At 47.8% G+C, this 12,132-nt stretch carries 13 protein-coding genes and 3 pseudogenes; 7 read left to right on the forward strand and 9 right to left on the reverse strand.

The window, feature by feature from the left end; genetic code table 11:
• Positions 1-172: 172 nt before the first annotated feature.
• Positions 173-397 (reverse strand): annotated as a pseudogene (locus L6R44_RS24925) (helix-turn-helix transcriptional regulator); the annotation flags it as partial.
• A gap of 400 nt (positions 398-797) precedes the next feature.
• On the opposite strand from L6R44_RS24925, the gene L6R44_RS12225 reads away from it, so the two are divergent.
• Genes L6R44_RS12225 through L6R44_RS12240 form a run of 4 tightly spaced genes read left to right on the forward strand, consistent with a single transcriptional unit; the run spans position 798 to position 3,782 of the window.
• On the forward strand, positions 798-1,184 hold the full coding sequence (locus L6R44_RS12225; protein ID WP_202632888.1) for a hypothetical protein: 387 nt from the start codon (positions 798-800) through the stop codon (positions 1,182-1,184).
• A gap of 2 nt (positions 1,185-1,186) precedes the next feature.
• Positions 1,187-2,515, forward strand: a complete 1,329-nt coding sequence (locus tag L6R44_RS12230; RefSeq protein ID WP_237424378.1) for a nucleoside 2-deoxyribosyltransferase — start codon at positions 1,187-1,189, stop codon at positions 2,513-2,515.
• A complete protein-coding gene (locus L6R44_RS12235) occupies positions 2,512-3,135 on the forward strand; it encodes a 7-cyano-7-deazaguanine synthase (protein ID WP_237424379.1) in 624 nt (207 codons plus the stop codon). Before L6R44_RS12230 ends, L6R44_RS12235 begins: the two co-directional genes overlap by 4 nt.
• Positions 3,132-3,782 (forward strand): hypothetical protein, encoded by a 651-nt coding sequence (locus L6R44_RS12240; RefSeq protein ID WP_069681757.1) that lies wholly within the window; start codon positions 3,132-3,134, stop codon positions 3,780-3,782. Before L6R44_RS12235 ends, L6R44_RS12240 begins: the two co-directional genes overlap by 4 nt.
• A gap of 29 nt (positions 3,783-3,811) precedes the next feature.
• Here L6R44_RS12240 and L6R44_RS12245 read toward each other — a convergent pair.
• From L6R44_RS12245 to L6R44_RS12280, 8 genes and pseudogenes are all read right to left on the reverse strand, one after another.
• A pseudogene (locus tag L6R44_RS12245) lies at positions 3,812-4,089 on the reverse strand (type IV toxin-antitoxin system YeeU family antitoxin).
• A 65-nt stretch (positions 4,090-4,154) separates the two neighbouring features.
• Positions 4,155-4,376, reverse strand: coding sequence for a DUF987 domain-containing protein (locus L6R44_RS12250; protein WP_237424380.1), 222 nt, complete (start codon positions 4,374-4,376; stop codon positions 4,155-4,157).
• A 173-nt stretch (positions 4,377-4,549) separates the two neighbouring features.
• Complete coding sequence (locus tag L6R44_RS12255) at positions 4,550-5,023, reverse strand: antirestriction protein (RefSeq protein WP_237424381.1); 474 nt, start codon at positions 5,021-5,023, stop codon at positions 4,550-4,552.
• A 79-nt stretch (positions 5,024-5,102) separates the two neighbouring features.
• Positions 5,103-5,924, reverse strand: coding sequence for a DUF932 domain-containing protein (locus tag L6R44_RS12260; protein ID WP_237424382.1), 822 nt, complete (start codon positions 5,922-5,924; stop codon positions 5,103-5,105).
• 208 nt (positions 5,925-6,132) lie between these two features.
• On the reverse strand, positions 6,133-6,759 hold the full coding sequence (locus L6R44_RS12265; protein ID WP_237424383.1) for a hypothetical protein: 627 nt from the start codon (positions 6,757-6,759) through the stop codon (positions 6,133-6,135).
• Positions 6,760-6,764: 5 nt separating this feature from the next.
• Positions 6,765-7,316 carry a hypothetical protein gene (locus L6R44_RS12270; protein ID WP_237424384.1) on the reverse strand — a complete coding sequence of 184 codons (552 nt, stop codon included), beginning with the start codon at positions 7,314-7,316 and terminating at the stop codon, positions 6,765-6,767.
• A gap of 308 nt (positions 7,317-7,624) precedes the next feature.
• Entirely contained in the window at positions 7,625-8,380 is a 756-nt protein-coding gene (locus tag L6R44_RS12275; RefSeq protein ID WP_237424385.1) for a GTPase family protein, read from the reverse strand.
• Positions 8,381-8,579: 199 nt separating this feature from the next.
• Positions 8,580-9,401, reverse strand: a complete 822-nt coding sequence (locus tag L6R44_RS12280; protein WP_237424386.1) for a hypothetical protein — start codon at positions 9,399-9,401, stop codon at positions 8,580-8,582.
• Between the two features lie 572 nt (positions 9,402-9,973).
• On the opposite strand from L6R44_RS12280, the gene L6R44_RS12285 reads away from it, so the two are divergent.
• From L6R44_RS12285 to L6R44_RS24930, 3 genes and pseudogenes are all read left to right on the forward strand, one after another.
• Positions 9,974-10,183 carry a helix-turn-helix transcriptional regulator gene (locus L6R44_RS12285; protein WP_237424387.1) on the forward strand — a complete coding sequence of 70 codons (210 nt, stop codon included), beginning with the start codon at positions 9,974-9,976 and terminating at the stop codon, positions 10,181-10,183.
• A gap of 756 nt (positions 10,184-10,939) precedes the next feature.
• The gene (locus L6R44_RS12290; protein WP_237424388.1) at positions 10,940-11,560 is read left to right on the forward strand and encodes an inovirus Gp2 family protein; all 621 of its coding nucleotides are present in this window, start codon (positions 10,940-10,942) and stop codon (positions 11,558-11,560) included.
• Positions 11,561-11,936: 376 nt separating this feature from the next.
• A pseudogene (locus L6R44_RS24930) lies at positions 11,937-12,029 on the forward strand (inovirus Gp2 family protein); the annotation flags it as partial.
• Positions 12,030-12,132 lie beyond the last annotated feature (103 nt).

Consider the following 12,132-nt stretch of genomic DNA (forward strand, 5'->3'; position numbering starts at 1 on the left):
CTTTATTATCGAGTTCGGTGACCGCCTGGACGGTCACTACTGAGAAAAGGCATTTACACAGAATGGTGTACAGGGTCTTCATTTTATACCAACACAGATACCAACACGAAAATCCATTGATTTTCGGCATCGAACCAGGACGAGTATGGCTTGGTTGAGATGCCGAATTCTGTTACTCGTCATCTTCCTCGACAGGCTCCAGCACATCAAGTGGTACTCGCACCATCGCGATAGAACCAATGCGGATAAAAGCATCTTCTCCATCTATATCGGTAAACTGATATCGCTCTGTTGATTCCGGCTCTGATTCCAGAATGTCAAAAAAAACATTTAACTGACCGATATCGTCATCACTTTCGTCCTCAGACTCATCTGGCTCACAACAAAGCTCAATTAACCGGGATCTGGTGTTACAGCCGTCTCAGTCGTTGCTCTATCAAAGTGTAGGCATTCGATGAGTTCGACACGCAAGCTGCGACTGGGGCAGCAGCCCGATACCACAGGTGTCAAGCTGACGTTCACCTGTCCGGTTAGATCCTGAACGTTACGCTGCCCAGCAGAGCAAACTTACGGCGAAGCCGTTGATGCGGTGATGCTTAACTCGCATAAATCGGAAACGTTCATAGCTATTGCTTGGGAATTCAGGCAAGCAAGAAGAAGTCCGGATAACAAAATCCCACAAAAATTATATAATAACTGCTATTGATCTGATGGTAGCGCTGACCTGTATGTTAGGAGAGCGGTCTGTGCGAATCCTTAATAAGAAAAGGCTTTATTAACCATGTAGGAGCAATGCGATGGGGAGCTCAGGATCGGGGCGTTTTTCAGATTATCCAGGTACAAAAGCTAAGAGAGTTGTAGGAGATGGGACTGGCATAGAGGGCGGAGCAAGCGGGGTCGATAGATGTAAACAGGCATTTCACACTGTATTGGAAGACGTTGGAAACAGTGATTTTTATTCACGGTTCAGAAATGTGCCCGCTGTTGGCGATCAACTTGGTATTGTTTTTGATAAGAAACGCGTTTTCGCGGTGGATGTGCAGGGTGTAAAGGTAGGGGCACTTCCTACTTCATTCAATTATCTCGTAGCATGCCTCGAAGATGGTGTAACTTACGTGGGCTTGGTGAGTTTCTCCGCAGCTTCGCCCGTTCCTACCGTAAATGCTGACTTTGTGCCGAGATAATCATGAATTGCAAAGATACAGTTTTAATTGTTGGGGAGCTTGTTATCGACTATACGCTTGCTCAGCGTGGTGTAATGTGCAAGCTTCGCTTGGGAGGAATTGCTCATGCGGCAAGGGGGATGTGGGCGGCAGGGCTAAAATATTCAGTGGCGGCTTTCTGTCCTCAATACTTAGTTGATGAAGCCAGTCACTATCTGGATGAGTTTGGCTGTGAAGAATTCATCTGGCTTGGTGATGTCATAGGTGCACCGAATGTTATCCTTATTGGCGATGTGACGGAAGTTTCGCATCAAGGCTACGAAGACCTAATGAGCGATACTAAAGAAGTGAAAGTTAATGACCCGTTGCCATGTCTCGAAGCTTATAAGAAAATCGTAGTCTTCCCTGGTCGATTCGATATCAATGTACTCGCTAACGCATTTACTGAAGACGCACGATTTTCGTTCGATATAGCTTATGACCTTGAGGATCTATCTTCACTTAAAGAGTTCTACGGGCGTGTGCAAGCTGTCATTATCTCGACATCGTCCCCATTGTTTATGAAACTTGGAAAAGACGATATCGGTGGACTTCTAAATGTAGTGAGAGCACTTTCGCCAGACGTATTTCTGCTTAAAGAAAATCGTGGCGGTAGTCGGCTTTTTGATTTACGTAATAACGGTGTCGAAGAAATACCAGCAACGTTGGGCAATACTGTAAACTCAGTCGGCGTTGGAGATGTTTATTCGAGCGTTATGGTTGGCCTCTCTCAAAAGGGGTGGATTGAAGCTGCATGGCGTGGATGCCAAGCTGCGACGGCATACTCACAGTCGACGTTTCCTGACGACATCAAACGAGATTTGCAACGCGGGTTCCGGCTTTCGCTGGAAGTACTGCAAGCACTCCGAGGGACAGTGCTCCCATGGCATGACCGACAGAGTTACTCAATTTACCTTGCTGGTCCAGATTTCTCATACGTTGAAAAACAGGAACTCGACCATGCTGTTGAAAGTCTGGTGTATCACAATTTCAAGGTGCGTCGTCCCATTCTTGAAAATGGAGAGTTGAAGCGACCCGCAAGTAATGGTGAGCTGCGCTTTACATATCACATGGATTACCATCTACTAAAGGAATGTGACGCAATCTTCGCTGTCCCTCTCGACCGAGACCCTGGCACGCTTGTGGAAATCGGTATGGCAATCGCGATGGGTAAGCCGGTTATAACTTATGATCCGCGGCATGAGAATGAGAATACGATGGTAGTTGTCGGAAGTTCGGTATATTCTTCTGACCTTGATACCTGCCTCAACGGTTTGTTTAGTGTCATTGCTGAATTGAGGGCCAAATCGTGATAAATAAGGTGCTCCTTTTAGCTTCTGGTGGCCTAGACTCAACAACTGTTGCATACCAGCTTGCAGCAGAAGGTATCGAAGTTGTACCGATTTTTTTCAACTATGGGCAACATTGTGTAGAAACTGAGTGGACTAGGGTAAATGAAGTCCTGCCTTCCGAAATGCAACGACCTGAGCGCTTTGATATTTCTGATATCTTCCGCGGCTCACAATCGCGGCTAATTTGCGAAGCAGATCTTTGGACTGAGGATATCAAGGACGACGATTTGTACATCCCATATCGGACAATGCTTTTTTTCGCTGCTGCTGCGGCACGCGCACAGATTGTCGGCATCTTGAATGTCTATACCGGATTCATCAATAGCAACCACGCCAAAGAAATTGACTGTACAGCTGCATTTATGAACAATCTCGACGAACTTACATCAACTATCGGTCCCGTTCGCTTTCATTCGCCATTCCGCTATTCGTCCAAAGCTGATGTTGCTAGGGTTGCTGCTGAGCTTGGTGTTCCTATCGGACGAACTTATTCATGCCAGGCGTCCGCACAGTTTCCTTGCGGTGCTTGCCCGAACTGTGTAGAGCGCTTGAGTGCATTAAAAGAGGCAAAGTTAGTATGAGTAATTCCGCCATCGAGATTTTGCAAGTAGCGCGTAGCATCGCTAATCATGCGAAAAATCAAGGCGCACTCTTTGAGGTAAGGTCCCCACGTGATATCTGTGATCACATCGGAGCCGTTCTCGCGGACTCAGTGCTCCAGGCTGGACTTAATTATATGACGGTTGTGCGTCCTCGGGTGCAGACTATCCTGCGGATGCATCCGAATCACGTCACAATTTCCTCATTGGTCTCGCTTATTAAGAGCGGAGAAACAAGTACATTTTTGAACTGGCGCCATCATGAGAAGGTTAGCCGTTTCGAGGCACTAGTAGCTTTCTTGCAAAGAGCTGGAATTGAGGACGTACAGGATTTACGTTTGAGCCTAGCATCCAATGAATTCTGCGATGCAATTCAAACCATAAATGGTATCGGCCCGAAGACGGTCGATTATATGGGATGTCTTGTCGGCATTGACTCCATCGCGGTTGATCGTCACGTTCGCACATTCGCGAAAGCAATTGGTGTCAAAAATGATGACTATCACTTCTTGCGTGAGTCTTTTTGCTTCGCCGCAGACCTTCTCTCTCTCTCGCGTCGAGAATTTGACGCTTGGCTCTGGCGTCGAGCTGCAATGCCAACTCAAGTACAGATGTCTCTCGCAATCTAGGCTATGACTATTTTATGAGCCAATGAAAATCAGTAATAAGCATGTTGAAATATTGTTGCAGATAGAGGTCGATGGGCAAATGTGCACCGGCTAACACAGTGCTGATTACGGGGAGTTAGTTCACCACTGGTCAGCATTAGTTCAAGTTGCTTCATCAGCAGCGGAAATGCCTGGTCGAGATGGCATAATTCGAGTCACTGAAAGCTCCCGAGATACCGGCACGGTCAGCAAGATAGTGCAGGCGGTGACCTTCCTGCACCAGGAGTGCGCCAAAACATGGGGGATATTGCGTTTCAATCCCCGCCAGGGCTCAGTGATATGGTGGCTTACTGGGCGTGTTTTATTCTCCATTGTCGTGCTCCTTAAACAACGTTAATTCAGGGTCACACAACTCAATATGACATACGGGCCATTGTGGTCCTGGCGACGCTCAGCGAATACGGCCAGCACGCAGGCGATATCCTGTACCTCCCGGCCGGCATAGTGACAGATACTGCCTGACCACTGGTATCTGCCGGTACAGAAGCGAAACAACCTAGATTGTGGATGTTGCCGATATATCGTCATGGCCTGGCGTTTACTTATAATTTTCAAAAGCCGTTACCTCTTTTAAAGCCAGTCACGCACGGCATAACGGGAGGGTAAATGACACGCCGGATTCACGTAACTGGCGTTCCAGCAGTGCTAACGCTTCCCGGATGGTCTGTTGCTCTGCCGGGGGAATGTCCGGACAAACAGCGGACGCTGATATTCCATAGCGGCTTACCTCAGTCGATAATGTGCATGATGGCGCTACATTCCGCATGATTCAGGGCGTAATCACGCAGTCGGTAGTAATGCGCAGTCATTGCGTCGCATTCCGTGCGGCAGGCATGGTGGCTGTATTCAATAAGGCAGGCAGCAATACCGGCAGCCTCCGCACTCATTTCAGCACCGTTGCCGTTCATGTCATTAAACAGTGTCCAAGCTTCATCATTGTTCTCTGCCTCCGGTATCATGATCGCGCCACCGTTGCTGAGGGTATGGAAGTGCCAGAGACCGCCCCGGTAGTTGTCGCAGAGCCTGTCCATCCTGCCAAAGATGCGGGTCTCCAGCAGCATCCACTGCGGGATACCGCCGAAGTGCAGAGGCCAGAAGCTGATGCGGTTCTCATCGGATACCTGTGTTGCAGTAATCTTTTGTTGAGACGCAACAGGAACAGATTCTGCAGGTGTGAACAGTGGCAGTGTATTGTCGTTCATGTTGATTTTTCCTTGTTTATTAATGGGGTAAATCTGTGGGGTGACTAAAACGGGATGTCAGTGAGGGAACGGCTGGCGGTTATTTGCTGAGGATGGTCAGCATGTTTTCCGCCATCACCCATAAAGCACGGTTGAGCTTCACGTCACCGTCGATACCGCTAACGGCGCGAGTATGGCTGCGTTTGCCCTTCGCGGTACGTCCGGGCAGACCGCCTTTGAGCAGGTTTTCCTGCAGACGCTGGTATGTTGTCCACAGGTCGTTCTGGCGGTCTTCATAGCGGCGCGGCACCAGTATCTGCGATGCCGTCACCGGCTGGTGGTCTTCTCCATAGCGGTACGTCAGCGCGGCTTTTGCAAAAGCCTGCTGTGTCGGCGGCGGGAGTAACAGCGACTGCATCGCATCCCGCTTCTCTTCTACCTGGTCAAATATGCCCAGTACCTCGTAAGCCCCTTCAATAACTTTCCCCACCACATTGCCCTTATGTGGCACGCGCACCTCACCAAAGGTTTCGCCACAGACAAGCCCGTTCTGACAGACAAAACGAAACAGGCCCGGCAGCATCTGGTATGAGCTGGAGCCGTCGTGACTATTAAGCAGGATTATTTCGGGGACCTGTTTGCTGGTGATTTCCCCCTCACGCCTGAGACGCAGCATGTGCTTTGTGTGGTCGCGTTTATTCAGGTCGCGTACGCGGGTCTGGCAGGCAAAGAACGGCTGAAACCCTTCGCGCTGCAGATTCTCCAGCAGGGTAATCGTCGGTATATAGCTGTAACGCTCAGAGCGTGACGCGTGCTTGTCTTCGCTGAAAACGCTGGGAACATGCTGCATCAGTTCTTCACGGGTTAACGGACGGTCACGGCGTATCTGGTTAATCCGGCCAAAGCGGCTAGCTAAACGCATGGGTAACTCCTTTGATTACATAAATGAAAAGGCCATACCTCCGGAAGGAAGTACGGCCTTTAGTGAACAAAAATAACGGGGTTAATGCCTGGGAGAATACGGTCAGTACCAAGGATGTCAGACGAGCAGACTGTAACCCAGAACAAGGACCAGGACATCTACAATGCAGGATATCAGATAGATAACGCCTGCTATCATGACAGTATCCTTACTGATGGTCGGCCAGACGCGCGAGGGAGGCAATACGGGTTTCACCCTGCGCCAGGCTGCAGTTATTAGCCCTAGCGGATACCAGAGCGCCAGCGAGCGCCGGGGCCAGTTTCGGAGCCGGATATTGCCAACTCCATGCCAGTGGACCGTGATCGGATACGCCGTCATTTTCATAGAAATGGAAAACAAAGCTTCCCTTTTTATAATCCAGCATGCGTGACGCTGCGCGTGTCAGATCCGGTGAGAGCTGGCTGTCGAACAGCGTCACAGGCTGTTCAGCATGAGCCTTCATCTGATGCTCTCCCTCCGGGTAATACTGGATGGTCATACCCGTTGCGCCTGATGCCTTGTCACCGGTGATATCTTTCAGCCAGTAGAGAATGTTCAGGCGCTTTTCCGGGCCGTTGCAGGTAAGAATAAACTTCTGCGTTTCCTTACCTTTTGTGGCGCTAATGATAAAATCATCCACGCCATCCATGATGCGGTCATGCGTGACCTGCACATTTCCTGCCATCTCGCCTGTGACGAGAACGGGTTTAATGTCATATGCAGCAGCGCGGCTCACCTGAGTCCATAACACTGCGACGACAATCAGCAGCCGGACGATAACGTTCACCGTTTTCATCTTTTTCACTCTCCCGCTTCGGGTAAAACGACATAAATATCCCGGCCCCTGACCTCAATGGTCACGGGCTCCTTTACGCCGGTATTCAGCAATGCCTGCGCCTGCCAGAAACGACCGCTGACCTCTTCATGCATGTCCGTCACGCGGATACAGCGCTCATCACTCCCCTCTTTATGCAGGATTTTTGTCACGACGGCACAGGCATCCTGCGCCAGATTTTCATCACCCGAGGTTTTCTTAAACTGATATATCGCCACGAATGACAGCACTGTACAAAGCAACCAGACCTGCAGAAGCCGCCACGGTTTGCCCTGCATCTGGTCGCGCTGGCGAAGGTAGACAAAATTCAGAGGAAACCACAGCCATGAAGGTGGGGTGATGCCCTGCTTCATCAGGTTTATCCGGTCCAGTAGCACCCAGACCAGGGCAACGACCATATAAAGGACAAGTGCGATAGTCTGCGGAAAATTCAGGACCATGACAATCCAGAGTGCCGGGAGCACAGCCGCTAGGCACCAGGCGAACAGGTCCTGACGTAATAATGGGTATGATTTCATCGCTGACTCTCCTGATTGATATGAATGCCAGAAGAGACGAACATAGAGATACACATAAGAATATTCCTTTATAAACAGTGGATTAAATGTGATGAATAACAGTGGATAACGTAACATTCCGCACAGATCGTACTGGCTAATCAGAAGGTGGGATAATGGTTAATTCAGATCGATACGCGCAAACCGATCGTTAATACCTATCAATTATGACGATCAATAAAACTAAATTGATAGTTAAATACTATTTAATTTCACTATTTCGATCGTCGAAACAGATCGAAAAGGTGCAGAGAAAAGACACGATAAAATCAGAACAGGAGATGCCAGACGGCGCGGGCAACAGTCAGCAACCGGTGGCGGAGCTGGTAAAGATAGCGAACCAGGGTCCCGGAAGTCTTCAGGGCGTTCACAGCTTCATCAAATATCTCCCCGGTCGCGCGGACAAATCCCTCACGCGCGGTCTCCCTGACCGTGTCGGTCTGAAGTTCGGGGTGCAGATGTCGGGAAACAGCGCTGCCGCTGAGTACCGGTAACGCCAGTATCAGGGCCTCCACCCAGTGGTGCAGGTTGTAGCGCTCTGCAGCAGAGACGGCAATGACAGGGTGGGCGGTGGCAAAAAGGGTTTCAGCCAGTCGTGTTTTGGCCTGCAGGTTCTGTTGCTGCTGCGGTGAAGGCCGGTGATTCAACCCATCCCATTCCCGGCAGGGCTCCATTTTGTCCGCCTGACTGAGCACAAACATAAAGCGCTCCGGTACTGCTCCGCTGCGGAGTAACTCGCGGTAACAGCGTATATCCTCGTTCCAGGCCCGCTCATCGGCTTTGAGTACCCAGACAAGGAGGTCCAGCCTGCCGGACCACGCCTGATACAGGCGACGGTAAAGACTGTCCAGCTCAGGAGTTTCGCCAATACCAGGAAAATCTACCAGGGTCAGCGTATGTGTGCCGTGAGTGACCCTATAGCGCTGAACGGTGCGGGTGCAGCTGCTGATGGCATCAACCCTGGCGGGAGGTGGACTGAACAGTGTATTGCAGAGGCTGGATTTCCCTGCGCCACTTTTTCCCATCAGTCCGATACAGGGTTCATAACTTATGATACGGCTGAGTTGACGGCATATCTTTTCTGTCGCATCAGCAGGCAACTGCGAAAGGAGTTGCTGTAGTGGCATTATTTTAGAGGATTCATTGTTCATATTTCACCTGTGATAAAAGAATTTTTTTCAATATCACAGGAGTAATATAGGCCTGAAATAATTTACAACTCAATCAATTGTATTGAGGTTTCATCAGATGCCTTTTCTTCTGACTTTCATTCATGGTTTTAAACTTCAGACGTTCTTTACCAAAAGAAAGATCAACACCTTTGATCATCACAGGTTCAGCTAACTTCTCCTCAGGAAAGTTTTTTTGTAAAGTTAGCACCGGTATAAAAAAAGCCCCGGTTGTATCCGTCCTGAGTGATTCAGCGATCTTACAGAGGCCTCTGGGTATTCTTCGTTCTGCTTTAGCTACAGCTTCGTATTTTATATAGCGTACGTTTTCAAAATCCAGCACCCCGCCATATTTGTCCCATTCATTCCTGCTGACAGTGATCATCCTGCACGTAGCAGTAAACGTTCCGGAGTACAATCCTGGTACAGTGTTGATATTACAGTAATAACACGCTACATATGTCTTCAGCACAATCCGAAACGACTTATCGTTAACTTCGTGACCATGGTTGCTAAAATGATTAGCAACGTGTTCAAGAATTTTATCGTCAATTGTTTCCATCAAAGCTTTATGGTTTTTCCGTATCAGAGAACTTTCTCCTTTATGAGGGTGAAATACCTCAGACAGCCCGAAAAACTCAACCGAACCATTCACACTAAATTCTTTTGAATTAACATATTCGGGAAAAATCTGAACCGGAACGGGTTTATCTTTGATGTCATTATTAGCCATCAGATTTTCTCTCTCTTTTGTGACCAGAGAGTAAAGATAATGAGACACACTTTTTTTTCCATTCGACTTCACCGCTTTGTCATGAAGAAACGCTTCAGTCTCCTCATCAGAATAGTACATAGTTGCTTTGTATTTATACGCCATACATCCCCCTGGCTGTTCCTGATTTCTCTGCATTTACCTGCTGGTTTACCTTCCTGCTCCGGAAGTCCATTCATCACTACCGCACAACCAATTTACCCTATTTTGATAATAATTAAAAAATGAAAAGTACCCTGTATTCAATAAATTAAGGGTATTTATTACATATATCGAAATGAAAAAGTGACCTATAAAAGTAGGCTACTTTTAATTTTAGTGTGTAAATTCATTACATTAAATAAAATGCGGTCGTTTCAGTAATCTACCAGGTACCCTCTACTCAGAAGGTACTTTTTACCTTGAGGATCTCACGGAACCGGAAGTTATTTAAAAATTACTAAGACAACAATCTTCTCAGATGCTGCCAACCATACCCAATAGACCGCTATGGCATGACATCAGCTCCGGGTCAAAGATGTGACGTTTTATGCATCTCTTACGCGACGGAGGAAAGTGGATATCAGCCTGCTTCATTAATTTTTTACACGGCCTTCCATACCCTGAGGAAGGCTGCAACATCACACTGAAAACCAGTCATTCCTCCTTTTCACATTCAACGTAAAGGAGATATCCCCATGAATACATCACCTGCTCTTCTGAACGACCAGCTTGTCGATATGGCATTCATCACCACCTATACCGAAATGACGGACAAATGGTTCTACAAACTCATCAGTGAAGGACTCTTCCCTAAGCCAATCAAACTGGGTCGCAGCTCGCGCTGGCTAAAGAGTGAAGTGGAAGCCTGGGTGCAGCAGCGCATAGCAGACTCCCGGGGTAAATGAGCATGGCTGTAAAAGAGTGGAAGCAAGGCATAACTCCTGGTGGCCTGGCAGGAGCAAAAATGGAGAAAACAAATGTTGTCCGTGAGCACTTCCGAATTTCCTGATTATCTCATTTTTATTTATATTCTGAATTGCTAACCCTAGAGTAAATTCTGAACGCCAAAAATATAAAACCCCGCATGTGGAAAGGTTTTGGCATATATCAGTTATATTCCATTGCACAGTATATATATTATATACAAGCTAATATATACAAGGTAATTAACATGTAAGGTTATCACTATATACAAAGGGGGTTATATCCCGTGGTGTTTATATGTAATCATGCATAAATAAGTTAATGGCATATGCGGGTAGATATGGCGGAGGATATGCAAAGTCATTTAAAATGTATTTCAGTGATTGTGTGTTTTTAGTGTGGAACACGTAACCCTGGCTGGTTAAATATAGGGAAACAGAATACATGTAGGATTTTTGTTAATGTTGGTTGCATGCACCATTTTAATTAAGATACCTTAATGCACATTCGGAAAGTGATGTATTAAATATCAAAGGCAAGAAGATCCTTATCTCACAAAAGGCAATCGTACTGTTCATCTCTCAATAATAGCCATCAGAGAATAATATCCTAAGATAACAAACCTCTCCCTGCATCCAGGCAATGCATAAATATCAGGCGACCAACGAATTCATTACTGCCATTCACTCTGGCAGGGGCTTCGCTCGCCTGAAATAAACTCAAAGGAAGTAATACTTGTGACTAACACTAAATTTGGGGAAATCAATCCGGGTTATATGAATCGTATTACGGATATCATCAACTTCGCGACAACAGCCCACGCCAGGACATCCGTATTCACCTTCGTACTCAGACTGCCTGAGCATCGTGATACAGGCGACAGCATTGCCTGTGTCCCTGACCTGAGTTCAGGATTGATGGAACGAGTAGCTGGGGCGCTGAGAGCACGTATCGCAGCCCATCAGAAACGACGTAAGCGGGAAGGCCTTCAGGTGTGTCCAACTGACCTGAGACACGTCTGGGTACGTGAGGTGGGAGAATGCGGCAAATCCCATTACCACATGGCGATATTCGTCAACAAAGATACGTTCAATGGATTAGGAAATTATTCGAAAGAAGACCATAATCTGGGGAGTTACATCTGCGAGGCCTGGCTAAGTGCATTAGGCCTGCTCGAGTTTCCGGAGTACAGGACGCTGGTTGCCTTAAACAACAAGCCACATTATCTGGAGCGTCTTCGGGTGGATCGTTATGGTCAACAGATCCTGAGTTTACGGAGCCACCTGGAATACTTTGCCAAAGAGCGTACCAAGGTTTACACAAAGGAAGAACGCTCATTTGGGGGAAGTGTCAGGTGAACCAGTTCCACACTTAATGGAGTCATCTAATCATATGGATGAAGACGTTACCAGTTAATCATTCTCCATGTTGGGAGGCACACCGTTTATCCCGGGGAAGGATCAGGGTGGTGCAGTGTGCTATCTGGGTTATTATTGGTAGTCAATCGTAGAACAGAAAGCGCTATCTGGGTGTCTCGGCATCACTAAAGCATGTCACGTATCCTCCGCATACATCCGACAACCTCTCCCTCAGGATCGCGTTCGTGTATACGGGCGGCAGTCATCAATGGGAACGCCCGTTCTGCCAGACGTGCCTTGGCAGGGTTATCTTTCATCATATCGTCAAAGCTCTGAGCCAACGAAAAGGCTTCTGCAAACACTTTAGGGGTAGATTTACCACGCGGTGCAGTTGCTGAACCGCGATAAGTGGTGCAGACCGGGGGATTACAAAGACCCGGATTCGCTTGCAGGTATGATTAAACAGGCGTGATACCGCGCCATGAAGGTGGATGCACAGGAGCAAGCCGTTCTGACCCGCTTCCCGAAGAGTAGGTGTCCTGGCTGACGCGCGGTAATACCACAGAGCTTCA

Source organism: Enterobacter cloacae complex sp. ECC445 (assembly GCF_021892025.1).
Taxonomy (GTDB): domain Bacteria; phylum Pseudomonadota; class Gammaproteobacteria; order Enterobacterales; family Enterobacteriaceae; genus Enterobacter; species Enterobacter chengduensis.